The following is a 25,471-nucleotide window of genomic DNA, read 5'->3' as shown; positions in this document are numbered from 1 at the left end:
TGGGGCGTGACGCCCCTGAAACCCGAACGGTGCCCGGCCCAGCTTCTTGCCCCCGGTCCCGACGTTTTTTTTCATGAGATAAATTATCAACCCGGCGGGACCAGTCCCCTTGAAGGGGTCTCTGTCCTTTATAACCCTATGGCCTTTGGCAGGTCCGGCCACCGCCCGCATCTGCCTGACAACAAACAGCGGTTTATTTTTAACCCGTCAACCCGACCGATCCGCATCTCACACGGCAGAAATGGAGTCTGCCTCTCGCGGGAACCAGCAGAGGAGTGAACCCCATAAAAAAACGCCCCTCCCCGAAGGGAGAGGCGATCAATTCAGTCAATTACAACGGACAGTCTTTGCGGAAATTTGGCGCCCGTTTCTCGCGGTGCGAGGCGACGCCTTCCTTGACGTCTTCGCCCATGAAGCCGAGCATTTCGAGCGCCGTGGAGGCATCGAAAATCGGCCCGGCCTGACGCAGCCAGTTGTTCAGCGAGTATTTCGTCCAGCGCAGCGCGCTTTGCGCCCCGTTGGCCATTTCCGTCGCGATGGTGAGAGCGGTTTCCTGCAACTCGTCATCCTCGACGCAGAGCGATACCAGACCGATGCGTTCCGCTTCCTCGCCGGAGACGGGCTTGCAGGTCAGCAGGTAATATTTCGCCTTCGCCATGCCGCACAGCAGCGGCCAGATGATGGCGGCGACATCGCCCGCGGCCACGCCGAGCCGGGGGTGGCCGTCAACGATTTTCGCGCGCTTTCCGGCGATGGAAATATCGGCGAGAATACCGACCACCAGCCCCGCGCCGGCGGCCGGGCCATTGATCGCCGAGATGATCGGCTTGTTGCAGTTGATGATGTTGTAGACGAGATCCTTGGCTTCCTTCCAGGTTTTCATGATCTCTTCGAAATTGCCGGTCATTTTCTCGATCAGCCCGAAGTCGCCGCCTGCGGAAAAGGCCTTGCCCTCCCCGGTGACGATAACGGCATTGATGTCGGGATCACGGTCGATATCGCGCCAGATATCGGTCATCTGGGTATGGGTTTCCGCATCGACGGAGTTGAAGGATTTCGGATTGCTGAAGGTGATACGCAGAACGCGATCCGCCGGATAGTCGAATTTCAGTTTGGTATAAGCCGCATAACGATCAGTCATTTCATGTTTCTTTCTTTTCTATCGGGCCACCATTACCGATGACACAGGTGAACAGGGATGATTTGGAGGGAGTGTCCGGAACCCGGCAGCGCGGCGGGTTTCCCCGGGGCGCGCCTTCCCTTCATGGCAAGCTTTTCGTCAAGTTGAATACTCCCGGCGTCAGGTCCTGTTATTGCTTCAGACGATTTCCTAACAATTGTTAGATTACTGCGCCCCCGCCCCGGCTGTCAATCCGGAACATACGGCGGCAGCGCACGAACCGCGCCCGGATTGCCCCGCGCCCGGCCCGTGAATGGCGTGGCCGCGGCCTTATCCGCCGATGGACATATCCGAGGTGATGCCGCCATCGACGGTGAAGATCACGCCCGAGGTATAGCTGGACCGGTCGGACGCGAGGAAGGCGAACAGATCGGCAATCTCGCGCACTTTCGCCGCCCGCCCGAGCGGATAATTGGCGAGCAGTTCGCCATAGCGGCTTTCATCGCCCCAGCGTTCTTTGGCGCGGGCTTTCATGATCTTGTCGATGCGGGTGGTGGCGACCGGCCCCGGATTGACGCCGACCACGCGGATATTATCCTTCAGACTGTGCCCGCCCATGGCCTTCGTAAAGGCCATCAGCGCCGCATTGCCCGTGGTGCCCGCAATATAGCGGAAATCGAAATTCTCCCCGCCATTGCCGATATTGTTGAGGATCACGCCATGGCCGCGTTTTTTCATGCTGGCATAGAACAGCCGCGTCATGTCGATATAGCCCATCACCTTGACATCCCAGCCCGGCCGCCAGTCATCGGCCCCGACCGTCCAGATATCGCCGCCCGGAATGGCGCCCGCGTTATTGACGAGAATGTCGATATCGCCCGCCGCCGCATGCACCTTGTCGATATCGCCTTTTTTCGTGAAATCGGCGGGGAAATAGTCCGCCGTGACGCCATGCGTCTCGCTCATGCGTTTGGCGATTTCCTTCAGCCGGTCTTCCTGCCGGGCGACGAGGAAGAGGTTCGCGCCCTCTTCGGCGAACACCTCCGCCAGCCCTTCGCCAATGCCCTGCGATGCGCCGGTGATCAGCACCCGCTTTCCCTTAAGTCCCAGATCCATTTTCCTACCCTCTGTTTTGTAAATTCTGCGGGATGATGGCGATCATTTCGGCGCATCCGGCAGGTCCGGATATTCCCGCAGGGTAAGCGCGACCTTGACCGCGCCCGGCTTCTCGAACGTATCGGCATCGACGATGCGCACATCGGCCCTGAAGGCGAGGGAGTTGTGCAAATGCGTCTCGATCGACTTTTTGAGCGCCGCGTCCTGATCCGCGGGCCGGTCCCGCCCCCGCTCGACAATCACTTTCAGCGCCCCCTGCGAGGTATGGCCTTCAAAATCCGCCAGCACGCGCATGACGCCGTTGGTCTCCGGCACCATATTGGTGATGACGCTTTGAATGGCGGAGGGGAACACATTCGCGCCGCGAATGATCAGCATGTCATCCGTGCGGCCGATGCAGCGGACTTTCGGGCCCGTCCGGCCGCAGGCGCAAGTTGTGCCCAGCACCTCCACATGATCGCCGGAGCGGAAGCGGACCAGCGGGTTCGCCTCCCGCCCGATGGCGGTATAGACAAGCTCCCCTTCCGCGCCATCGGTGAAGGGAATGACCTTCTCCGTCGCCGGGTCCAGCAGCTCGGTGATGATGTAATCCATGCCGACCATATGCATGCCGGACTGTTCCTGGCATTCGCCCCAATAGGCGACGGCGATATCGGTGCCGCCGAGCATTTCACAGCATTTCGCGCCCCACAGCTTTTCGATTTTCTGGCGGATGGCCGGAATGCCGCCGCCCGGCTCCCCGCCGACAAGGACCACCTCGACGCCAAGGCTGCTGGCCTCAACGCCGACGATTTCCGGGGCCTTTTCCGCAAGATACATGGTAAAATTCGGCGCGCCAGCAAGGACGCGGGGCCGCAAATCCGCCGCCGCGCGCAGCAGCCGGTCCGCCCCGCCATCCGCGCCGATGGGGATATCGATAACGCCCATATACTGCATCGACTGGGCAATCGGCAGGCCGCCGACGAAGCCCTTGGCCATCGCGAAGGCATGCAGCGACATATCGCCCGGCCGGATGCCGGCGGCGAAGAAACTGCGCGCATTCATCTCATGCCACATTTCCGCGTCATTCTCCGTCAGGGCGACATAGGACGGGCTGCCCGTGGTGCCCGAGGAGGCCTGCATCTGCACAATATCCTTGCGGTCGGCGGCCAGATGCAATCCGAAAGGCGGCTTTGCGCCGAGACTTTCGCGGATTTCCGTCTTATAGGTGAAGGGCAGCTTCTGCAAATCCTCAACCGTGCGAATATCGTCGAACGAGACCCCCGCGTCGGCAAATTTCTTCTGGTAAAAGGGGGAGCGTTCCTTGAGATAGGCCATCTGCCGGACCAGCTTCTCTTCCTGCAGCTTTTTAATCTCGTCCAGCGGCATCACCTCGACGGGGTGCCAGCAGGCGGCGTCTTTTTTGTTGGCGGCGTCGGCGCGCCGGTATTGCATATTATATTCCCTGGAAGACATTATTTTTCCTTTTTTTGCATCGCTGGAGTTGCTGAGTGTCCCCGACGCCCTGACGGAGCGGGCCATGCCCTGTCTCGATCATGCGGCGGGATTGAAGTGTCTGTGTCGTTTCTGCCTGAAAATCCGATGCGCCGGACCGTCACCTCCCTGATTGCGGCCGTGCCGCAGATAATTTCCCGTTACAGGCCACGGACGCCGCGTCCCCTCCCGGACAAGTGCGCCCCTCTGGCGGATGCCCGCTGCGCCCCGGACGCCGGACCGCAGAACCCCGTCTTACCCGGTGTTCCGTGTCGCCAGATCCCTGATATAAATAAATTCTAACTTACGTTAGAAAGCATGACAAGGCAAATAGCCGCCCCGCGAAGCAGGGGCGGATCCCTGCCGTCGCCGCGCCCCTCCGGGCGGGAAAACAGGGGGTAAATACAACGCAGCCTAGAGATTCAGGCGCCGCCGTCGCGGCCGCGCCGCCGCATCCGAATCACGGGCACTTTCCGCATGCCCCGGTTCGTTCCCCGGCCAGAAGACCGGCGGCGGCGGGGTCCGTCTCCCCCAGTCAGGGGCCGCCCGCCGGGAAGCCCCGCGATCTGCGGCATAAATACGCCGTCTCCTGCGACTTTTTCGCATATATATAAGGGGCTTAGGGGATCGTCTCACAGGGACGCCGCGCCAAGCGCCCGCGCCCCGCGAGGGCGCAAAAGATCAGCTTTTGCCACGCCCGATGCGGTGATGGCGGCCGGTTTCGCCTCACTTTCCTATCGTCTGCCACGTCTTTTCGCGGTTTTTCATACCCGTCATTATTGAATTCCGCCTGATTACCTGTTAAATTCAAACAAATGTTCGAATTACCTCGCTTGACAATCCACCGTCGAGAAGGAATTAAAAGCCATGAATGTAAATCCGGACATACGGCTGCCCACGGCGGCGGCGGCGAAGAAATCGGACAGGACCCACTTTACGATTTTGTCGGCGGCGGCGAAACAATTCCGGATGTCCGGCTATGGCCCGTCCACCCTGCGCCGGATTGCCGACGCCGCCGGGGTCGAAGCGGGCAGCATCTACTATCATTTCGCCTCGAAAGAAGAGATTTTCGACGAGGTTCTCACCCTCGGCCTGCGTCAGCTCCATGACGCCGTGCAGGCGGCGGGGGAGGAATGCGCGGCGCGGGGCTGCGGCTTTCGCGAGACTTTTGGCGCGATGGTCGGCTGCCATCTCGCCTATCTGCTGCGCAAGAATGACTTCACCTCCGCCAATATCCGCAACTTCTCCATGCTGCCCCTGCATATGCGCGAGCGGCACCGCCCCTTGCGCATGCGCTATGCGCGGCTGTGGGAGGACCTGCTCGCCAAGGCGCTTAGAGAGGGGGATATCCGCACCGATATCCGCGTTGTGCCGCTGCGGCATTTCCTGCTCGGCGCGCTCAACTGGATGGGGGAATGGTTCAACGCCTCGCATTATCCGGTCAGCGTGCTGTCCGAAAGCGCGGCCAAGCTGATCCTCGACGGCATGCTGGTGAAGACCAGCCAGCATCCCTTCCCGGCGGAGGATCTGGACTTTCCCGAGGCGGCGCTGCTGCTGGAGGAGGACAGCAAGGTGGCGAAGACGCGGCTGCATATCCTCTCTTCCGCCGCGCGGGTGATGCGCGCCCATGGCTACAGCGCCTCGACATTGCGCCGCATCGCGGCCGAGGCAGAGATGGAGGCGGGCAGCATCTATTATCATTTCACCTCCAAGGAAAACCTGCTCGATGAGGTCCTTGACCGGGGATTGCGCGAAATGGCCGACGGGGTGTCGCAGATCCTCTATGATCAGGCGCGCTATGGCGACACCGGGGCGCAGCTCGCCGCCGCCATCAATGCGCATATGCGGGTGCTGTTCGCGCGCAGCGAATTCACCTCCGCCAATATCCGCATGTATGGGCAACTGCCGCAGGAGATCCGCGAGCGGCATCGGCCGGTTCGGCAGAAATACGCCGCCGCCTGGGACCACTGCCTGAAAAATGCGCAAGGCAAGCACGTCATCCGCAGCGATTTCAAGGTCGTCCCCCTGCGGCTGTTCCTGATCGGCGCGCTGAACTGGACCGTCGAATGGTTCGATCCGGAAAAGGGCGGCGCGGAGGGCTTCTACACCCTTCCGGAAATGATCGCCCTGCAACAGACCCTGCTGCTGAACGGCATCGCGCGGGACGAAACGGCGGACGCGTAAGCCGCCCCCTCTCATCCGCCGCCGGTTCCACCGCCGCCCTTGCGCCCTCGCCGTCGCCGCCAATACCCGCCGCCCGTCCTCACCCGGGCGCGGGAAATCGAAGCGCCGCCCAAGAGAACAAACGGAATACGCGTAATGCCGTCATTCCCATTATCGCGCGGGGGTCAGAGACCAGGCCAAATCCCCAAAACGCCTTGTCAAACGGGAAGATAGGTCACCCTTTGCGACCTTCCGGCAAAAAAACTAACAAATGTTCAAAAGCATTGACTGACCTTTGCCCTTGTGCATAGACTAACCAAAAAATAAGCGCTTCCTGATGCGTCAATATCGGGATAAACGGGAGGATTGTTAAGTGACAGTTACGTCGTTGGCGCAATGTCTGGAAAATACGTCGCGCCTTGTTGGGAACCAGATTTTCATCCGCTTCGAAGGGCGGACGCTGACCTTTGCGGAGTTTGACGCGAAAGTCGCGCAGCTTGCCAATGTGTTCAAGGCGAAGGGCGCCAGGGCCGGCGACGTGATCGGGCTGTATCTGCCAAGCTGCCCGGAAATGGCCGTCGGCTACTGGGCGTGCCAGAAAATCGGCGCCATCGCCAATCCCATCAGCGGCATGAACCGCGTGCATGAGGTGAAAGCCACCGTGACGCGCACGGACATGAAAATGATCCTGACCAATGCCGAGACCCTGCCCTACGCCCGTGAGGTGCGGGAGATCACCGGCAAGCTGGAAACGATCTTTGTCACCGGCGGCGCGGCGGACGGCGCCATTGATGTGGACGCCCTGATTGCCGCCGCCGACACGAGCTGCCCGACCCCGGATTTCAAGGCCGACGATATCGTCGCGCTGTTTTTCACCTCCGGCACCACGGGGGAGCCCAAGGGCGCAACGCAGACGCAGCTCAGCCAGTATACGACGCTGCGCGACATGGCGGTGCATGGCGGGCTGCTGTGGGGCAAGGAAGTCTTCCTCTGCGCGCTGCCGCTGTTCAACAATTTCGGCGCCACCTGCATGATGAACGGGGCGATCTTTTCCGGCGCGAAAATGATCCAGATGGAACGCTGGGATACCGAGGCCGTGCTGGAGACGATCACCCGCGAGAAGGTGACCTATCTCGCCGGATCGCCGACCATGTTCCTGTATCTGCTGCGCGATTTCGATCCCGAAAAGCATGATCTTTCCTCGCTGAAAACCTGCGTGACGGGCGGATCGCCGGTCGCGCCGAATGTCATGCAGCAGTTCGAGGAGAAGATGGGCGTGCCGCTCTTGCAAATCTATGGCGCGACGGAAAGCACCGGCTATGTGACGGGCGAACCCCAGTTTGGCGTGCGCAAGCGCGGCTCCGCCGGGGTGCCGATTGGCGGCTCCCGCATCAGCATTGTCAATGACGACGGCGTGGAACTGCCGCGCGGCGAGATTGGCGAAGTGCGCATTTCCGGCGACACCATCGGCGCGGGCTACTGGGGCGATGCGGAGACCACGGCCGCCAGCTTCACCCCTGACGGCTGGCTCAGCGGCGATCTTGGCTATCTCGATGACGACGGCTATCTGTTTATTGTCGACCGGAAAAAGGATGTCATCATCTCCGGCGGCTACAATATTTATCCGCTGGAGGTCGAGGATCTGCTGTATCAGCATCCCGATATCCGCATCTGCGCCGTCATCGGCCTGCCGGACAAGGACAAGAGCGAAATTCCCGTGGCCGTCGTCATTCCGCACGCCGGGCACACGCTGGATGCGGCGGAAATCATTGCCTATTGCCGCAAGAATCTTTCCGCCTACAAATCGCCGCGCCGCGTCTACACCGTTGACGAAATGCCGCTCGGCCCGTCCAACAAGATTTTGAAGCGCACCCTTCGGGACTGGCACACAGAAGGCCAGGGAAAATTGAAAGAGGTTCAATAATGACACAAGAAAAATCCGCCGCAAATCGCGCCCATCCGCTGGCGGGTGCCGTCGCGCTGGTCAGCGGCGCGGGCGGCCCGATGGGCGCCGCGATTGCCGAACGGCTGGCGGCGGACGGCGCGTCTGTCGGCCTGATTGACATTTCGGGACGGCGCGTCACTGCCGTTGCCGACGATATCCAGGCCCGCCATCCGGACGCCAAAATCTACACCGCGCGGGCCAACGCCACGGATGAGCAGGAAACCAACGCCGCCATCGCCGAGATTGTGAGGGCCCTCGGACCGGTCTCCATTCTGGTCAATGTCGTGGGCGGCATCCGCGGCGGCGAGCTGGTGACCCCCATTCTGGGGATGAGCGAGGAACGCTTCGACACCACGTTCGAGCTTAACCTGAAACCGCTGTTCTGGATGGTGCAGGCGACGGCGCCGGGCATGATCGCGCAAAAGAAAGGCGCGATTGTCAATATTTCCTCCGTCACCTTCGCGGGCGACGGCGATCAGCCGGAATATGCGGCGGCGAAGGCCGCGGTCTCGTCCCTCAGCCGTTCGCTGGCAATCGAACTCGCCCCCTCTGTGCGGGTCAACTGCATCGTGCCGGGGCTGATTCAGACCTCCGTCATCAACAATGCCGCCCCGAATCTGGTCGCGGACTATACCGAGCGGTCGCTGCTGAAACGGCTGGGCCGCCCGGAAGATATTGCCGCCGCCGTCAGTTTTCTTGTCGGCCCGGATTCAGATTTCATTACAGGCGTGTCGCTGCCTGTTTCGGGGGGGATACCGGCGAACCTGTAATATCAGGGGCGCATTACATCAGTAAAAAACAATAAAAAAACCAGAGCACCAGAAACCAAAACAAGGGAGAATATCATGTCTATGAAGAAGATTATCGGCATTACGGGCGGGGCGTTGCTGGCCCTGTTCAGTGCACAGACGGCTCTCGCCGACGAGACCCTCAAGGTCGGCCTGTCGGCGCCGATGTCGGGCGCGGCGGCGGCCTGGGGTCTCGGCTTTGAATATGCCGCGAAGCAGGCCGTTGAAAAGGTCAATTCCGAAGGCGGCATCAAGGCGGGTGGCAAGACCTATATGCTGGAGCTGCATGCCTATGACAATAAATACAACGCGGCCGAAGGCGCCAAGACCGCGCAGACCATGCTGAACCGCGAAAATATCAAATTCATCGTCGGCAGCATCGGCACGGCCCCCGTGCGCGCAACACAGGCCCTTTCCGAGCGTCAGGGCGTGCTGCTGTTCAACACGGGCTGGGGCAAGAGCATCAAGGGACCGGACTATCCGCTGACCTTCACGCAGATGAACACCCCGTTTGAAATCCTCGGCCCGTTCTTCGGCTACATCAAGGGTCAGCATCCCGATCTCAAAACGGTCGCGATGATCACCCCCAATGATGCGACCGGTCAGGAAGTCGAGCCGGTGGCGATTGAAACCTGGAACAGCCTGGATGTGGAAGTGGTTTCCACGGACCGCTATGAACGTGGTACGACCGAATTCCAGTCCATCGCGACGAAAATCGCCAACAGCAACCCCGATGCCGTTGACTTTGGCGCCTCTCCCCCTGCGGATGTCGGCTCCATCATGAAGGCGCTGGACGTGCTCGGCTGGGACGGTATCAAGGTTGTCGCCCCCGGAACCTCGGCCGGAACGCTGAGCCAGATGGCGGGCCAGGCTGCGGAAGGCACCTATCTCGGCGCGTCGGCTGACTTCCAGGGCGATTCCGCCAGCGAAGCCCAGCGCACGCTGAATGAAGGCGCCGTAAAAGAAGTCGGCGAATCCCTGAACGCCATCACCATTTCAAGCTATGATGCGGTGATGGCGCTGAAGAAGGCGATTGAAACGGCGGACAGCATCGACCCGAAAAAGGTCGCGGAAACCCTGCCGACAATCATCTTTGAATCTTCCTATGGCCCGGCGGCCTTTGGCGGCAAGGATGTCTATGGCTCGCCGCAGCAGATCCTGATCCCGGTCATGATCACGCAGGTCAAGGACGGCAAAGCCGTGGAAGTCGGGCGCGTTGCCCCGGAAGAGCTTAAGGAACGCCTTAAGTAATTCCGACTGGAAAACGGAGACGCCAGCCAGATTTCAAAAGCTGGCGTCTCCTCACTCTGGCCCCGTAACGACCGGACCAAAGCGATGGAACTACAAGTACAGCTACTTATGAATACGCTGCAGATCGGCTCTGTTTATGTGCTGTTTGCGCTCGGGCTGACGCTGATTTTCGGCGTCATGAAAATCGTCAATTTTGCCCATGGGACCTTTTTCACCGCGGCGGCGCTGATTGTCTCCTCGGTGATGATCTGGGGCGTCGGCACGATGGGCCTGTCCATCTGGCTGTCCTACATCCTGGCGTTTTTCCTGGCGCTTGCGGTGGTCTGCCTGATCGGTTTCATCGTCTATATCTTCGGCTTTCAGCATTTCCTGAAGGATCTCAACGGCTCCTTCATCCTGTCGATCGGGCTGCTGCTGCTGCTGAACGGCACCTATCTGATCCTCTATGGCGGCGTGCCGCGCTCCATTCCCACCGTTGTTCCGGGCGTGGTCACCTTTCTCGGCGCCAGCCTGACGTTGCAGCGGCTTTTGCTGATGATCGTCGCGGCCGTTATTACGCTGGGTCTTTATATTCTCGTCCACCGCACGAAGCTCGGCCTCAGCCTGCGCGCCGTCGCTGAGGATCAGGAGGCGGCGATGCTGCAGGGCATTCCGTTCCGCCGGGTGGCGCTCTACGGCTTTCTCATTGGCGCGACGCTGGCCGCCTGCGCCGGCGCCCTGATGGCGACGGTGACACCGGTGACCACCGTGATCGGCGATGACTTTCTCGTCAAGGCCTTCATCATCATCATTATCGGCGGGCTCGGCAGTGTGGTCGGCGCCATTATCGGCGGGCTGCTGATTGCCCTGATTGAAAGCTTCGGCGGTTATTATTTCGACCCGTCCACGGCCACGCTCGCCATGTTTGTGCTGGTCATTGTTCTGCTTATTGTCCGTCCACAGGGGATTTTGGGTCATGCTGAAAAGTAATCCGGGGCTCGCCCTTTGCATTCTCATCGCCCTTGCCGCAATCGGTTTTGCCCTGTTTAGCGGCGATCCTTACTATGTGCAGGTGGTCATCTGGGTGTTTGCCAATGCGGTGCTGGCGGTCACGCTGCGTTTCGTGCTGCTGATCGGCGAGCTGAATATCGCGACCGCCGCCTTCTTCGGCATCGGCGCCTATACGACGGCGGTCGCCGCCACTATATTCGAGTGGCCCTTTGTCATTTCGCTGCTGGCCGCGCCGGTCATGGCGGGGCTTATCAGCGCGCTGTTCGGCTGGGTCACCCTCCGGACCAAGGGGCCCTACTTCCTGCTGATCTCCTTTGCCTTTACCGAGATTGTCCGGCTGTTCTATACGAAGTCGGAATTTCTCGGCGGCAACTCCGGCATGATCGGCATGTATCCGCCGATGGCGCTGAATGATTACTATCCGGCCATCGCCGTAACCATTCTGGCGGCGATCCTGTTCGCCCTCTATGCGGCGGAACGCTCCAATCTCGGGCGGATATTCAAGGCCATCCAGAATAATGAGGATATTCCCCGCTCCGTCGGGCTGAATGTGATCGGCCTCAAAATTCTCTGTTTCGTCATCGCCTCCACGGCGGTGGGTCTTGCGGGCGGCGTCCATTCCTATACCAACAGCGTCATCGCGCCCGCCGACTTCACCTTCTTTGTCGCGGTTCTCGCCCTCGCCTATGTCAAGATCGGCGGCGAAGGCCATATTGCCGGGCCCATCATCGGCGCGACAATCCTGACGCTGGTCGGACAATGGCTGCACAGCTTCGGACCGTATGAGAATATCTTCTATGGCGCCATCATCATCGGCGTGCTGCTCCTCATGCCCGGCGGGATCATCGGACTTGGCGACCGTTTCAGAGGCCGCTCAACCACGAGGAGGGACCCGCATTGACCAGTAGCGAAACAATCATGCCGTCTTCAACAGCCGGGGAAAACGTGGGAAAAATTCTGTTAAAAGCCGAGCAGCTTGAACGCCGCTTCGGCGGCCTGACGGCCGTTGCGGATTTCAGCTTCGACCTTAAGGAGGGCGAAATACTCGGCCTCATCGGCCCCAATGGCGCCGGGAAAAGCACCACCTTCAACCTGATCAGCGGCTTCATGCCGCCGACCTCGGGGAAGCTTTTCTATCTGGATGAAAATATTACCGGCAAAAGCGCCACCTATATCAGCCGCAAAGGGCTGATCCGGACCTTCCAGCATGACAGCTTGCTCAGCGAAATGTCGGTCGCGGACAATATCATCATCGCGACGACGCACCGTTTGAAAAATGCCGCGGCGCGCCGGGAAAAAATGCGCGAAATGGCGAAGCTGACGGGCCTTGAGAATTATCTGGAGGTGACGGCGGGTAGCCTGCCGCACGGCTTGCAGCGGATGCTGAGCATCGCCATCGCCCTGGCCGCCGAACCGAAGGTGCTGTGCCTGGACGAGCCCCTCACCGGGCTTCAGGGGGTGGAGGTTGCCGCCGCCCTCGATCTGTTTGAAATGATCCGCAGCAAGCTCGGCATCACCATCCTGCTGGTGGAGCATAACATGCGGGCCGTCATGCGCATTTGCGACCGGATTCTGGTGCTCAATCACGGGCGGCTGCTGGCCGAGGGGACCCCGGAAGAAGTCAGCCGGAACGAGCTTGTCATTGAAGCCTATCTTGGACATAAAAAATGACCCAATCGAATGACATTTTATCCATCAACGACCTCTATGTCAGCTATGGCGGAGTGCCTGCCCTTGAAGGGGTGAGCCTGTCGGTCAAACAGGGCCAGATCACGACGATTATCGGCGCGAACGGCGCCGGTAAAACGACGCTGATGAAGGCGGTTGCGGGCCTGCTGACCCCGGCGAAGGGAAAGATCACCTTTCAGGGCGATGATATCACCGGCCTCAGCCCGGCCGAGACCGTCGCCAAGGGCCTTACCCTCGTCCCGGAGGGACGGCGGTTGTTTCCGACGATGAGCATTCGCGATAACCTGATGTCCGGCGCCTATGTGCGGACGGACAAGGCGGCCATCGAGAAGGATCTGGAAACCGTTCTCAGCTATTTCCCGGTCCTGACGAACCGCCTGAACATGCCCGCGAATTCCTTAAGCGGCGGGCAGCAGCAGATGCTCGCGGTCGGGCGCGCGCTGATGGCATCGCCGAGGCTTCTCATGCTCGATGAACCCTCCATCGGACTGGCGCCGACCATTGTGGAGACGATCGGCAATATCATCCAGACCATTTCCCGCAATGGCGTGGATATCCTGCTGGTGGAACAGAATGCGCATATGGCCCTTGAACTCGCCGATCAGGCCTATGTTCTCGAAAACGGCCAGATCACCCTGACCGGCAAGGGCCAGGAACTCATCGAAAACGACAAGGTGCGGGAGGCGTATCTCGGCCTCTGACAGCGTGCCGCCGCGTCAGCGCGGATCCTCCGCCGTGGAATGATCCGTCGGCTGCGGCGTCACCGTCAGCACCGTCACGCCCGAGGGCGCGTTGAAGCGGTGCCAGCAGCCTTGCGGCACCACGGTCAGCATCCCGCCTTTCAGAGTCAGCACTTCCCGGCTGTGCGCATCCGTCAGGATGGTCAGTTCCGTCTCCCCCTCCAGGATATGCACCAGCTCGTCGCCGCCCTGATGCCGCTCCCACTCGCTCATGCCATCGAAGCTGCCGGTGAACACCGCTCCGTTGCCGAATGTTTCAAGGGTCGCGAAGGCGGCCGCGGCCTCCGCTTCCGTGGTCTCTCCCCCCCGCCCCCGGAGCGGCGTCAGCCCCTCCAGCACGGATTTGATATCAATGGCTTTCGGCATCGTCCCTCCCCTTGCCGGAACCGCCCGGCAGTCGCTGTTTTTGCCAGTCTAGCGCGACGGTCTTTATGGTTTAAGGAAAATTAGGATTTAGTCGTTAGTTTTACCGAAACAGCGGATCAAACAACCCTAAAGGCCAGATCAAACCTGTCAGATGTCGGAATTTTATAACTTCAAAAATCTTGGCGTCCTGTTTGTTGACGACAACAAAAGCATGCAGATGTTTATGCGCAGCCTGCTGCTGTCGATGAATATCGTCAACATTCGCGCCTGTAATGACACGGAGACCTGCCTTGAGATGATGGCGGAAGAACCGCCGGATATTGTGATCACCGATCTGCTGTTCCGTCAGTGCGACGGGCTGGACCTGATCCGCCGCATCCGTCAGGCGGAAGATGGCGTGGATCGCTACACCCCTGTTCTGGTGATCACCGGGCAGACCAACATGTCGGACGTGCTCGCCGCCCGTGACGCCGGGGCGACGGAATTCCTCGCCAAGCCCGTCTCCGTCGGCTCCCTGCATGACCGGCTGGTGTGGATGGTGGAAAACCCCCGTCCTTTCATCAAGGCATCCGGTTTCGTCGGACCGGACAGGCGCCGGGCCATGCGCGGCTATGAAGGCATGGAACGGCGGAAGTAAGATGCAGAAACCCACCCTCATCTCCATATTCAGGAATGGCCAGAACAGATGACCCGAATTGACAAAATGGATGGATATGAAATCCATCATCCCTTTTCAAAGTTACAGGCCAAGGTGAAGCGCGAGGGCGGGCTGTCGCTCGCCGAGATCGAGAAACGCATGTCGGTGCGCATGGCGCATCTGACGGAGGAATTTCTGGCCGAGATCCCGCCGATGATCAACACCATCGAGCGGATGATCGGCAAGCTGGAAAAAGGTGACGGCGGCGCGGAGGCGCAGGCCGAGATTTTCAAGCAGGGGCATGACCTGAAGGGCATGGGCGGCTCGTTTGACTATCCCATCATGGGCACCATCGGCGCGAGCTTCTGCGAACTGACGCACAAGACGAAGGATGTCTCGGCACTCAACCTGCCGCTGATCCGGGTCAACCTCGATCTGCTGAGCTATGTTCTGAAATTCCGCATCAAGAATGAGAGCGACCCGAAGGCCGCCCCGATCATAGCCGCCCTGGCCTCGGCCACGACCGCTAAACGCTGAAATCCCCGCGCGGGCGGGCGCAGGCGGGGCTCATTTCCCCGACGGATAGCCCGCCGCCGCCAGAATTTCGGTGATTTCCGTCAGGACGGCCGGATCATCAATGGTGGCCGGAGCGTTATACGTCTCCCCATCGGCGATTTTCCGCATCACGGCGCGTAAAATCTTGCCCGAGCGGGTCTTCGGCAGCCGTTTCACGACCAGCGCGACCTTGAAGGCGGCAACCGGGCCGATCTTCTCACGAACCAGCGCAACCAGCTCTTTCTCGATTTCCGTCGGCGGGCGATTAACCCCGGCGTTCAGCACGACGAAGCCGACCGGCACCTGCCCTTTCAGCGCATCATGAATGCCGATAACGGCGCATTCCGCCACATCCGGATGCCCGGCCAGCACTTCCTCCATCCCGCCGGTGGACAGCCGGTGCCCCGCGACATTGATGATATCGTCCGTGCGCGCCATGATGAAGAGATACCCCTCCTCGTCGATATAGCCCGCGTCACCGGTTTTGTAGTAGCCCGGAATATCGGCCATATAGGATTTGATATAACCGGCATCATTCTCCCACAGCGTCGGCAGCGAGCCGGGCGGCAGCGGCAGCTTCACCGCAATGGCGCCAATCTCGCCGCGCGCCACCTCGCGCCGTCCGTCGGCCTCATTAATGACGCGGATATCATAGCCCGGCACCGCGAAGGTGGGACTGCCGAGCTTGACCGGCTTCATGCCGTAGCCCATGCAGTTGGCACCGATCGACCAGCCGGTTTCCGTCTGCCACCAGTGATCAATGACCGGGACTTTTAGCTGATCCTGCGCCCAGATGATGGTGTCGGGATCGGCCCGCTCACCAGCGAGGAACAGGGTGTCGAAGTTGCGGAAATCATATTTGCCGATGAACTTGCCGTCCGGATCCTGCTGGCGGATGGCGCGGAACGCCGTCGGCGCCGTGAACAGGGCTTTTACCTTGTGATCCTGGATCACCCGCCAGAAAGCACCCGCATCCGGCGTTCCAACCGGCTTGCCCTCATAAAGGATGGTCGTGCAGCCCTGCAGCAGCGGCGCATAGACGATATAGGAATGGCCAACCACCCAGCCGACATCGGACGCGGCCCAGAAGACATCGCCGGGATCAACGTTATAGACATATTTCATGGACCAGCGCAGCGCCACCGCATGGCCGCCATTGTCGCGCACCACGCCCTTCGGCACCCCGGTCGTGCCGGAGGTGTAAAGGATATAAAGTGGATCGGTCGCCGCCACGGGCACGCAGGGCACCGGGTCGGCCGCCGCTGCAATCTCCTGCCAGTCGAAGTCCCGCCCGGCCGTCATTTGCGCCTGGCATTCAGGACGCTGAAGGATGACCACCGTCTCCGGCTTGTGCGTCGACATCCTGATCGCTTCATCAATCAGCGGCTTGTAGGCGATGGTGCGGCCTGGCTCCAGCCCGCAGGAGGCGGCGAGGATGGCGACCGGCTTCGCATCGTCGATTCGCGTCGCCAGCTCTTTCGGAGCGAAACCGCCGAAGACAACGCTGTGTATCGCGCCAATCCGCGCGCAGGCCAGCATGGCCACCGCCGCCTCCGGCACCATCGGCATATAGATAAGCACCCGGTCGCCCTTCTTGATGCCGCGCGCCGTCAGCGCCCCGGCGAAGCGGGCCACGATATCGGTAAATTCCCGATAGGTGAAGCTTTTGACCTGCCCCGTCATCGGGCTGTCGTAAATCAGCGCCGCCTGATCGCCCCGCCCGTCTTCCACGTGACGGTCCAGACAGTTGTAGCAGGTGTTGAGTTCCGCCCCTTCAAACCAGCGATAGAAAGGCGGGTTGTCGGCATTGAGCACCCGGTCCCAGGGTTTGGACCAGCTTATCCCCTTCGCCGCGCGGGCCCAGAAGACCTCCGGCTGTTCCAGTGATAGCTGATAATCCTCTTCATAGCTCGGCATGAGACCGTCTCCCGGGTGGTTATTCTTATGGTCTAAATGAACAATCCGGACCAGAGGATGTCAACAGAAACCGCCGCAAAAAAACCCGCGAATCTGCATTCGCGGGTTCTGGTCCCGTTTTCGGCTCAGTCTTTCGAAGACTGCTTGAAAAGTTCTTCAAACCGTTTGGCGGCGGCTTCTTTTTCAATCTCTTCTTCCGACTTGCGCGCGCCCGGCTTGCCGAACACGGCCTCCGCCTCGGCGCGGTGATCAAAGGCGTCGTCTTTCTGCGCCTGCTGCTTTTTCAGCTCATAGGGCGTGAGCGGAACGGCCGCCGCTTCGGCCGCCACGGCTGCCGCCACTTCCTCCATCAGCTTCTCATGATCCTCGTCCTTGCGGCGATGCGCGGATTTCTGCACGGCTTCGTCCAGTTCAAGCTAGGTGCAGATGCCAAGGCTGACCGGATCGCGCGGGCGGATATTCTGCGCATTCCAGTGGCTGCGCTCGCGGACCGAGTTGATCGTCGTCTTGGTGGTGCCGACCAGCTTGGAAATCTGCGCATCCGTCAGCTCGGGATGGAATTTCAGCAGCCATGAAATGGCGTCCGGCCGATCCCCCCGGCGGGACACCGGCGTATAGCGGCCACCCCGGCGGCGCGGCTGCGGCACATCGGCGGTCGGCTTGCTGATTTTCAGACGCCCGGACGGGTCTGCCTGACAGCGGTCAATTTCTTCCTGCGTCAGCTGGCCATTGGCGAGCGGGTCCAGCCCGACGATCCCGACCGCAACCTCGCCATCCGCGATACCCTGCACCTCAAGCGTATGCAACCCGCAAAACGCAGCGATCTGTTCAAATGACAAAGACGTGTTGTCAATCAGCCAAACGGCCGTCGCCTTTGGCAATAATGGCGTAACCATATAATCTCCTTTAACGACCCGATCCGCGCGGATCAGGGCCTGGAACTGCTTCTCGTATGTATATGGCGAAAAAAGGGCCCGAAGTCTACACCTAAACCTGCAAAACAATTTTCCCGATATGGCCGGAATCATCAATACGGCGGTGCGCATCGGCCGCTTTTTCGAGCGGGAAAACGCTGTCGATGACCGGCTTCACCGTTCCGGCGGACAAGAGCGGCCAGACCTTCGCCTTCAACCGCTCGCCAATCTCTGCTTTTGCCTGCACCGATTGCGGGCGCAGGGTCGATCCGGTGATGGTCAGCCGCTTCAGCATCATGGCGCTGAAATTGACCGTCGCCTTGGGGCCGCCGAGAAAGGCGATATAGACAAGCCGCCCTTCCACCGCCAGGGCGGAGATGTTGCGCTGGATATAATCACCACCCACCATGTCGAGGATGAGATTAACCCCCTTGCCGCCGGTCAGCTCCTTCGCCACCTCGACAAAATCCTCGGTCTTGTAATTGATGCCCCGCTCGGCGCCGAGTTTCTCGATGGCGCGGCATTTCTCATCGGTGGAGGCCGTAGCGAAAACGCGCGCGCCGAACGCCTTGCCAAGCTGGATGGCCGTTGTGCCGATGCCGCTCGCCCCGCCATGGACGAGGAAACTCTCCCCGCCCTCCAGGCGACCGCGGTCGAACACATTGGTCCAGACGGTAAAGAAAGTCTCCGGCAGCGCCGCCGCCTGGACAAGATCGAACCCGGCCGGGATATCCAGGCATTGAGCCTCCGGCGCGACGCAATATTCGGCATAGCCACCGCCCGCGACAAGGGCGCAGAGCTGATCGCCCGCCTTGTAGCGCGTGACGCCCGCCCCCGTTGCGACNACGGTGCCGGAAATTTCCAGCCCCGGAATGTCGGANGCGCCCGGCGGCGGCGCATANCCGCCCATGCGCTGCAACACATCCGGGCGATTGACCCCGGCGGCNGCGACCTTGATCAGCACCTCGTCATGGCCNGGCTCCGGCANGGGGCGCGTACCGGGGACCAGCGCCTCCGGTCCGCCAAACTCCTTGATTTCGATTGCCGTCATCGTTTTGGGCAGGCTCGTCATTGCATTCTCCAGACTTGTGCGGACTGTCACATCTTTCGCCTAAGGGCGGGACAATCCGGGCGTATTTGACTATTGTTGTACGGTTAGTGGCATAGCATATTGAGGAATACGACAATGACAAGCGATGATGACGACCGCCCCGCTCTCTCCGCCCGCGGATTGAATTTCGACAGCATGTCCATTGATGAGCTGGAAGAGCATATCACCGCCCTCACCGCCGAGATCGAGAGAGTGAAAGCCATGATCGCGAAGAAAAAAACCGCCCAGGATGCGGCGGCCGGTTTCTTCAAAAGCTGAATTCCCGCGCACTTGCCGCCAAACTGTGTTCCGCGAATCACAGTATGAGAAAAAATCGGAAAAATCGAAAAATATTTATATGCGTTAATTGTAATTTAAGAAATTATGGTTAATCTGGTNATCGCAGTCCTGATCGGGCTGNNTGAGACCGGAAGCTTTATTCCAGTCTTTATGACGCCTCCCTGTTGACTTGAGCCGCCTTTTACAGGCGGCTCTTTTTTTTACGCGCCCGCACCGATAGATGCAATATCCATAAAATTGTCACAAACCCCCTTGACTAAATTTTGAAATCAGCGTTTTAATTTGCTCCATCAGAAGCAAGTCTGACAGGTTGAGGCAAAAAAAGAGGGGGCGCCGTCATGGCAGCCCCCTCAATCAATTGTAGCTGATATCAATTACTTGCGATGCACATGGCGGCTCTCGCCTGCGCTTTCCTCCAGCACCGTGATCCGTTTGGGACGTCAGAGATGGCCGATGCGCGGCGGGCCGCCCTTGCCCGCCTGGCTGGGGCCGAACGCCTTGTCGAGAATACTCGTGCTGTCCTCCGCCAGCAGAATGGCGTCCGTCAGCAGATTGAGAATACGCATGTTGTTGGCAAGGACTGAACGCGCCTCGGGCCGCGGATCATCGGTGATCAGCGTGCAGCGCTCCAGAATATCCTTGCGCACCATGGACAGAACTTCTTCCAGCTTTTTCCCGGCCGGATTTTCTTCGGTTACCAAATAATGGGTCACAGTCTTGCCCTCCTGAGACGGAATTGGCGGACACTATCCCATATTCCTGGTTAATTTTCCGATAACCCGCGCCGGGCCGCTTCAAAGTGACTTCGCCCGCTCCCGCAGGACGAATTTCTGCACCTTGCCCGTGGAGGTTTTCGGCAATTCCGCAAAGACAACGGTTTTCGGGCATTTGAAATGCGCCATATTGTCCCGGCAGAAAGCGATAATCTCCGCCTCGCTCGCCTCGCCGCCNCTCGCGCAGGGTGACNAAGGCGCAGGGTGTCTCGCCCCATTTGTCATCGGGACGCGCCACCACCGCCGCCTCCAGCACGGCCGGATGNTTATAAAGNACGCCTTCCACNTCGATGGTCGAGATATTNTCCCCGCCCGAGATGATGATATCCTTGGANCGGTCGCGCAGNTCCAGATAGCCATCCTCATGCACAACACCGAGATCGCCGGAATGGAACCAGCCGTCCTGGAAGGACGCGCCGGTGGTTTTCGAATTCTTCAGATAGCCCTTCATCACCAGATTGCCGCGCAGCATCACCTCCCCCATCGTCGTGCCGTCACGGGGGACGGGAGTCATGCTTTTGGGGTCCATCACATCGAGACCGGCCAGCGCGTGATAGCGTACGCCCTGCCGCGCCTTGAGCGCCGCCCGGTCTTCAATCGGCTGGTCGTCCCAATCCGCATTCCAGTCACACAGCACCGCCGGACCATAAGTCTCCGTCAGGCCATAGACATGGGTCACCTCGAAGCCCATGGCNTCCATCTCCGCCAGCACGGCGGCGGGCGGNGGCGCGGCGGCGACCATGAATTTGATGCCTTTNGGCGCNTTNGCCTTNTCCNCNGCNGNNGCGTTGATCAGCATGGANAGGATGATCGGCGCGCCGCACATNTGATCGACCTGACAGCGTTCCATCTCACGGTAGATGGCGCCCGCCTCCACCTTNCGCAGGCAGACATGCGTCCCGCCGACCGCCGTCAGGGTCCAGGGAAAGCACCAGCCGTTGCAGTGAAACATCGGCAGGGTCCAGAGATAGACCGGATGCTTCGGCAGGCTCCAGGACACCGCGTTGCCCATGGCCGCCAGATAGGCGCCCCGGTGATGATAGACCACCCCCTTCGGATCACCCGTCGTGCCGGAGGTATAGTTGAGCGATATCGCCTGCCACTCATCGGCGGGGCCGGACCAGTCATAATCCGGATCGCCGCCCTCCAGAAAGGCTTCATACTCCATCTCGCCGATTAACTCGCCGCTTTCGGCAAGGGCGTCGTCAATGTCGATGACGATCGGTTTGACCTTCGCAAGGGCCAGCGCCTCCCGGATCAGAGGAGAAAACTCCCGGTCCGTCAGCAGCAGTTTGCACTCCCCGTGATCGAGGATGAAGGCAAGCGCCGGGGCATCCAGCCGGGTGTTCAGCGCATTCAGAACCGCGCCGGTCATGGGCACACCGAAATGCGCCTCCAGCACCGCCGGGATGTTGGGGGCCATCATGGCGACCGTATCGCCCTTCCCGATCCCCCGCCGGACAAGCGCACTCGCCAGACGGCGGGCACGGGCGTAAAATTCCCCGTAAGTGTAGCGGAGGTCGCCATGGATAATGGCCGTCTTGTCCGGATATACTGCCGCCGAGCGCGACAGAAAGGTCAGCGGCGAGAGCGGTTCATAATTGGCCGGGTTTTTGTCAAGGCCGGTATCATATGGATGTGATGCCAAGTGAGTCTCTCCCAATACTCATTGTCGGTTCCGTGATAAGATAAGAGGACGCGGAGCGATCAGCCCCCGCCCTGCGGCCGGTCCCCTAGATCGACCGGCACGCCCGGCAGAAACTTCGAGACACGAATGCCGAGCGAGGTTTTAACATGCGCCACATTCGGCGCCGCCGTGAGCTTGTGCGTCAGAAAATGCTGATAGGTGTCCCAGTCCTTCGCCACCACCTTGAGGATGAAGTCATTCTCCCCCGCCAGCATGTAGCATTCCCGCACCAGCGGCCAGGTGTTCACCAGATTTTCAAAGGCCGACAGGTCAATCTCCGCCTGGCTTTGCAGCCCGACAAGGGCGAAGATGGTGACGCCGAAGCCCAGATGCTCGGGGTTAAGGCGGGCGTGATATCCTTCGATATAGCCCGCCTCCTCAAGGGCGCGCACCCGCCGCAGACAGGGAGGCGCCGAAATACCGGCGTTTTTCGCCAGCTCAACATTGGTGATGCGCCCGTCTTCCTGCAAGTCATGCAGGATTCGGCGATCGATTTCATCAAGCTTTACGCGTTGCATTATGTCCTCCAACTATCATTTGCGCGCAATATTATTACAAAGATTGCCCCACGCCAAGATCATAGACGCAGAAACCATGCCAGAGCTTCATGAAAATTACGTGCGCCCGACAAATCGCTTGACCGGCGGCGGACCCGCGGCCTATGCCAGCATCATGGATGGGACAAGCGGACATAACCGGCAATCCTGCTGGATCGTCACCGATGGCAGCGCGGGCATGGAAAACCAGTGTATCGGCCTCGCGGAGGCGCTGGATCTTGATTTTACCGTCAAGCGCATCGTCACAACGCGCCCCTGGCGCTGGCTGCCGCCTCAGCTCTGGCTCAATCCGCTGCACCGGCTCGATGCGAGTGGCGACCTGCTGACCCCGCCCTGGCCGGACGTGCTGATCACCTGCGGCCGGCAGGCGATCCCCATGAGTCTGGCCATAAAAAAGGCAAATGGCGAGAAAACAGTCACCATCCACATCCAGACGCCTAACTGCAAGGCATCCGAATTCGACATTGTGATCGTGCCGGAGCATGACCGGCTGCGCGGCCCCAATGTGCTGGTCAGTCTCGGCTCTCTCGGCCGCGTCACGCCCGAACGGCTGCAAGTCGAGGGGGAGAAATTCGCCGACGCCGTGGCCGATCTGCCCCGTCCGCTGGTCGCGGTCCTGGTTGGCGGCAGCAATCGCTGCTACGACATGAATGCCGATGTCATCCGCGACCTCGCGGCCCGCCTCAAATCCCTGCATGAAGAGGCCGGATGCAGCTTTCTCGTCACCACCTCGCGGCGGACGGGGGCAGAAAATGAAGCAATCCTTGAGGCCTATCTTGCCGGGCTTCCCCATCAACTCTGGACCGGCGACGGGGCGAATCCCTACTTCGGCTATCTCGCCCTTGCCGATGCGCTGATCGTAACGGCAGATTCGGTCAATATGGTGTGCGAGGCCTGTACTCTCGGCAAGCCAGTCCATATATTTGAGCTTCCCGGCGGCAACAGAAAATTCAATTATTTCCATAAAAGTATGCAGGATAAGGGCTATACCCGCCCGTTCCGCGGCAAACTGGAGACATGGTCCTACCCGCCATTGCAGGAAACCCGCCGGATTGCCGCCGAAGTCGCGGACATTATTGCCGCCCGCACAAGGGGCGGCTGACCCTGCCCGCCCTCGCAACCGCGGCAAAGCGTCACCCGCCCCTTGCATGGCCGCGCTGCACGTTATAAATAACCCTATACTGCGATTAATCGGCCTTCTACCCGGAGTTTCCCATGGCGGACGTGCATCATACAGAAGTTCTCATCATCGGCTCCGGTCCCGCAGGGGCGACAGCGGCCATCTATGCGGCGCGCGCTTCCCTTGATCCGATCATGGTGCATGGCCTGCAACCGGGCGGACAGCTCACCATCACGACGGATGTGGAGAATTACCCCGGTTTTGCCGACCCGATCCAGGGCCCGTGGCTGATGGAGCAGATGGAAGCCCAGGCCCGCAATGTCGGCACGCAGATTATCAATGACTATATCGTTGATCTGGATGTCAGCCAGCGCCCCTTTGTGGCGACGGGCGATTCCGGCGCGAAATACATTGCCGCGTCGATCATCATCGCCACCGGCGCGGCCGCCCGCTGGCTCGGCCTGCCATCGGAGCAGAAATTCATGGGCTTCGGCGTCTCGGCCTGCGCCACCTGCGACGGGTTTTTCTATCGCGGCAAGGATGTCATGGTCATCGGCGGCGGCAACACCGCCGTGGAAGAGGCGCTTTATCTCACCAACCACGCGGACAAGGTCACCCTCGTCCATCGCCGGGATGAACTGCGCGCCGAGAAGATCCTCGTCAACCGGCTGATGAAAAACCCGAAGATCGAGATTATCTGGGACAGCGTGCTGGACGAAATCCTGGGGGAGCAAGACCCCTTCGGCGTCACCGCCGCGCGGCTGCGCAATGTCAAGACGGGCACCGTCAGCGACATTCCCGTGCATGGCGTCTTCGTCGCCATCGGCCATACCCCGAATACCGGGCTGTTCAAGGATAAGCTGGACATGGACGCGGAAGGCTATCTGATCACCGCGCCCGATTCCACGGCGACGAATATTCCGGGCATCTTCGCCTGCGGCGATGTGCAGGACAAAATCTACCGGCAGGCGGTGACAGCCGCGGGAACCGGTTGCATGGCGGCCCTTGAAGCCGAGAAATTCATTGCAGAAAATGAAAACGCATCGGCGGAAGCCGCCGAATAGGGAGGCAGGGCGGCAAGCCGGAGTGATCCGGGGCGTCGCCGCAAATGTAAATGGATTGGGACAAGTTACGTATATTTCATGCGGTAGCTGAAGCCGGAAGCTTTACGCGGGCCGGTGAAACCCTGCATCTCAGCCAGTCGGCCATCAGCCGCCAGATCAGCGCGCTTGAGGAAAGCCTGAAAGTGTCGCTGTTTCACCGCCATGCGCGGGGCCTGTTGCTGACCGAGCAGGGGGAGCTGCTGTTCCATACCGCCCATGAGGTGTTTGCCAAGCTGGCGATGACCGAGGCGCAGTTGATGGACGCCCATGAGAAACCGTCCGGCGAGCTGCGCGTGACGGCGACGGTCGGCCTTGGCGCCAACTGGCTGACGCCGCGCATCCGGGAATTTATCGAGCTGTATCCTGAAATCACCGTCAATCTGATCCTCGCCGATCGGGAACTGGACCTTGGCATGCGCGAAGCGGATATCGCCATCCGCATGCGCGCGCCGCAACAGCCGGATTTGATCCAGCGCAAGCTGATGACGGTCAACCATCATGTCTATGCCTCGCCCGAATATCTGAAGAAGAATGGCACCCCCACCCAGGTCGAGGACGTCCTGGAAAGCAGCCTGATCACCTATGGGGACGAGGCGCCGACCAATCTTTCCAATGTCAACTGGCTGCTGCGGGAGCTGACCAAGCATGGCCGGGTGAAGGAACCGGTGTTCAAGGTTAACAACGTCTATGGCCTGCTGCTGGCGGTGCAAAGCGGCCTCGGGATCGCCAGCCTGCCCGATTATATCGTGCATGGCCATACCAATGTGATCCGCATCCTGCCGGAACTCGGCGGGCCGACGTTCGATTCCTACTTTGTCTATCCGGAAGAGCTGCGCAAATCCAAGCGCGTCACCATTTTCCGCGACTTTCTCATCCGCAAGGTCGCCGAATACGCCTTCTGAGCCTTCCTGGCGGCACAGCCATGCAGGGTGCGCATATGAGGGTTGAGAAGTTTGCTCTTTCCCCGAAGCGGCCAATTTAATACAAACGGGGCGAGCGATGTTGCGACGCAACATCCCGCTCCATCAAGATCCCCTGGTCTTGATGAAATTGCACAATCTCCTCCCTGATTATGCAATTTATGTCTATTGACATATTACCTCCCTGTTAGACTAGCCGGCCTCTTTATTGAGGCCGGCCTTTTTTTCTGCGGTTTTATAAGCAGAATATGAATTGC

23 protein-coding genes and 2 pseudogenes are annotated in these 25,471 nt (G+C 60.1%); 14 read left to right on the top strand and 11 right to left on the bottom strand.

Features of this window, described 5'->3' with window-relative positions:
• Positions 1-331: 331 nt before the first annotated feature.
• The 3 genes from CMN55_RS14675 to CMN55_RS14665 form a co-directional block, all read right to left on the bottom strand.
• A complete protein-coding gene (locus CMN55_RS14675; RefSeq protein WP_293950623.1) occupies positions 332-1,141 on the bottom strand; it encodes an enoyl-CoA hydratase/isomerase family protein in 810 nt (269 codons plus the stop codon).
• Between the two features lie 309 nt (positions 1,142-1,450).
• Entirely contained in the window at positions 1,451-2,236 is a 786-nt protein-coding gene (locus tag CMN55_RS14670) for an SDR family oxidoreductase (protein WP_293950621.1), read from the bottom strand.
• 42 nt (positions 2,237-2,278) lie between these two features.
• Positions 2,279-3,691: a phenylacetate--CoA ligase family protein gene (locus CMN55_RS14665; protein ID WP_293950619.1), complete on the bottom strand. Its 1,413-nt coding sequence runs from the start codon at positions 3,689-3,691 to the stop codon at positions 2,279-2,281.
• An 885-nt stretch (positions 3,692-4,576) separates the two neighbouring features.
• Here CMN55_RS14665 and CMN55_RS14660 point away from each other — a divergent pair.
• The 8 genes from CMN55_RS14660 to CMN55_RS14625 all read left to right on the top strand — a co-directional run bounded on the left by CMN55_RS14660 (position 4,577) and on the right by CMN55_RS14625 (position 13,236).
• Entirely contained in the window at positions 4,577-5,893 is a 1,317-nt protein-coding gene (locus tag CMN55_RS14660; protein ID WP_293950617.1) for a TetR/AcrR family transcriptional regulator, read from the top strand.
• Positions 5,894-6,245: 352 nt separating this feature from the next.
• Positions 6,246-7,796 carry a class I adenylate-forming enzyme family protein gene (locus CMN55_RS14655; protein WP_293950615.1) on the top strand — a complete coding sequence of 517 codons (1,551 nt, stop codon included), beginning with the start codon at positions 6,246-6,248 and terminating at the stop codon, positions 7,794-7,796.
• Positions 7,796-8,587: an SDR family NAD(P)-dependent oxidoreductase gene (locus CMN55_RS14650; RefSeq protein ID WP_293950613.1), complete on the top strand. Its 792-nt coding sequence runs from the start codon at positions 7,796-7,798 to the stop codon at positions 8,585-8,587. The genes CMN55_RS14655 and CMN55_RS14650 overlap by 1 nt, the downstream gene beginning before the upstream one ends.
• 75 nt (positions 8,588-8,662) lie before the next feature.
• A complete protein-coding gene (locus CMN55_RS14645) occupies positions 8,663-9,856 on the top strand; it encodes an ABC transporter substrate-binding protein (RefSeq protein ID WP_293950611.1) in 1,194 nt (397 codons plus the stop codon).
• Positions 9,857-9,940: 84 nt separating this feature from the next.
• Entirely contained in the window at positions 9,941-10,825 is an 885-nt protein-coding gene (locus tag CMN55_RS14640; protein WP_293950609.1) for a branched-chain amino acid ABC transporter permease, read from the top strand.
• Positions 10,812-11,747 (top strand): branched-chain amino acid ABC transporter permease, encoded by a 936-nt coding sequence (locus CMN55_RS14635; RefSeq protein ID WP_293950607.1) that lies wholly within the window; start codon positions 10,812-10,814, stop codon positions 11,745-11,747. The genes CMN55_RS14640 and CMN55_RS14635 overlap by 14 nt, the downstream gene beginning before the upstream one ends.
• A 17-nt stretch (positions 11,748-11,764) precedes the next feature.
• A complete protein-coding gene (locus CMN55_RS14630) occupies positions 11,765-12,517 on the top strand; it encodes an ABC transporter ATP-binding protein (protein ID WP_366932087.1) in 753 nt (250 codons plus the stop codon).
• On the top strand, positions 12,514-13,236 hold the full coding sequence (locus tag CMN55_RS14625; RefSeq protein WP_293950603.1) for an ABC transporter ATP-binding protein: 723 nt from the start codon (positions 12,514-12,516) through the stop codon (positions 13,234-13,236). Before CMN55_RS14630 ends, CMN55_RS14625 begins: the two co-directional genes overlap by 4 nt.
• Before the next feature lie 15 nt (positions 13,237-13,251).
• Here the strand turns inward: CMN55_RS14625 and CMN55_RS14620 are convergent, their stop codons facing one another.
• Positions 13,252-13,641, bottom strand: coding sequence for a cupin domain-containing protein (locus CMN55_RS14620; RefSeq protein WP_293950601.1), 390 nt, complete (start codon positions 13,639-13,641; stop codon positions 13,252-13,254).
• A 151-nt stretch (positions 13,642-13,792) separates the two neighbouring features.
• Here CMN55_RS14620 and CMN55_RS14615 point away from each other — a divergent pair, with 151 nt between their 5' ends.
• Positions 13,793-14,278 carry a response regulator gene (locus tag CMN55_RS14615; protein ID WP_293950599.1) on the top strand — a complete coding sequence of 162 codons (486 nt, stop codon included), beginning with the start codon at positions 13,793-13,795 and terminating at the stop codon, positions 14,276-14,278.
• Positions 14,279-14,326: 48 nt separating this feature from the next.
• Positions 14,327-14,815: a hypothetical protein gene (locus CMN55_RS14610; protein ID WP_293950597.1), complete on the top strand. Its 489-nt coding sequence runs from the start codon at positions 14,327-14,329 to the stop codon at positions 14,813-14,815.
• 30 nt (positions 14,816-14,845) lie between these two features.
• On the opposite strand, the gene CMN55_RS14605 is transcribed toward CMN55_RS14610, so the two are convergent.
• The 4 genes and pseudogenes from CMN55_RS14605 to CMN55_RS14590 all read right to left on the bottom strand — a co-directional run bounded on the left by CMN55_RS14605 (position 14,846) and on the right by CMN55_RS14590 (position 18,736).
• Positions 14,846-16,750, bottom strand: a complete 1,905-nt coding sequence (locus CMN55_RS14605) for a propionyl-CoA synthetase (protein WP_293950595.1) — start codon at positions 16,748-16,750, stop codon at positions 14,846-14,848.
• Positions 16,751-16,875: 125 nt separating this feature from the next.
• A complete protein-coding gene (locus tag CMN55_RS14600) occupies positions 16,876-17,148 on the bottom strand; it encodes a hypothetical protein (RefSeq protein ID WP_293950593.1) in 273 nt (90 codons plus the stop codon).
• Positions 17,149-17,169: 21 nt separating this feature from the next.
• Positions 17,170-17,646, bottom strand: a pseudogene (locus tag CMN55_RS14595) (DUF1013 domain-containing protein); the annotation flags it as partial.
• A gap of 91 nt (positions 17,647-17,737) precedes the next feature.
• Positions 17,738-18,736: an NAD(P)H-quinone oxidoreductase gene (locus CMN55_RS14590; protein WP_293950589.1), complete on the bottom strand. Its 999-nt coding sequence runs from the start codon at positions 18,734-18,736 to the stop codon at positions 17,738-17,740.
• A gap of 114 nt (positions 18,737-18,850) precedes the next feature.
• Here CMN55_RS14590 and CMN55_RS14585 point away from each other — a divergent pair, with 114 nt between their 5' ends.
• Positions 18,851-19,033: a DUF1192 domain-containing protein gene (locus CMN55_RS14585; RefSeq protein ID WP_293950587.1), complete on the top strand. Its 183-nt coding sequence runs from the start codon at positions 18,851-18,853 to the stop codon at positions 19,031-19,033.
• Between the two features lie 461 nt (positions 19,034-19,494).
• On the opposite strand, the gene CMN55_RS14580 is transcribed toward CMN55_RS14585, so the two are convergent.
• From CMN55_RS14580 to CMN55_RS14570, 3 genes and pseudogenes are all read right to left on the bottom strand, one after another.
• Positions 19,495-19,767, bottom strand: coding sequence for a histidine kinase (locus CMN55_RS14580; protein WP_366932080.1), 273 nt, complete (start codon positions 19,765-19,767; stop codon positions 19,495-19,497).
• 81 nt (positions 19,768-19,848) lie between these two features.
• Positions 19,849-21,475 (bottom strand): annotated as a pseudogene (locus tag CMN55_RS14575) (acyl-CoA synthetase).
• 59 nt (positions 21,476-21,534) lie between these two features.
• Entirely contained in the window at positions 21,535-22,032 is a 498-nt protein-coding gene (locus CMN55_RS14570; protein ID WP_293950581.1) for an Lrp/AsnC family transcriptional regulator, read from the bottom strand.
• Positions 22,033-22,108: 76 nt separating this feature from the next.
• On the opposite strand from CMN55_RS14570, the gene CMN55_RS14565 reads away from it, so the two are divergent.
• The 3 genes from CMN55_RS14565 (at position 22,109) to CMN55_RS14555 (ending at position 25,196) form a co-directional block, all read left to right on the top strand.
• A complete protein-coding gene (locus CMN55_RS14565; protein ID WP_293950579.1) occupies positions 22,109-23,173 on the top strand; it encodes a mitochondrial fission ELM1 family protein in 1,065 nt (354 codons plus the stop codon).
• A 113-nt stretch (positions 23,174-23,286) separates the two neighbouring features.
• The gene (gene trxB / locus CMN55_RS14560) at positions 23,287-24,255 is read left to right on the top strand and encodes a thioredoxin-disulfide reductase (RefSeq protein WP_293950577.1); all 969 of its coding nucleotides are present in this window, start codon (positions 23,287-23,289) and stop codon (positions 24,253-24,255) included.
• A 50-nt stretch (positions 24,256-24,305) separates the two neighbouring features.
• A complete protein-coding gene (locus CMN55_RS14555; RefSeq protein ID WP_293950575.1) occupies positions 24,306-25,196 on the top strand; it encodes a LysR family transcriptional regulator in 891 nt (296 codons plus the stop codon).
• Positions 25,197-25,471 lie beyond the last annotated feature (275 nt).

It is taken from the genome of Sneathiella sp. (assembly GCF_002694385.1).
In the GTDB taxonomy this organism is placed as follows: domain Bacteria; phylum Pseudomonadota; class Alphaproteobacteria; order Sneathiellales; family Sneathiellaceae; genus Sneathiella.
Note: the sequence above shows the minus strand (reverse complement) of the source record. Positions and strands in the feature narration are given on the sequence as shown.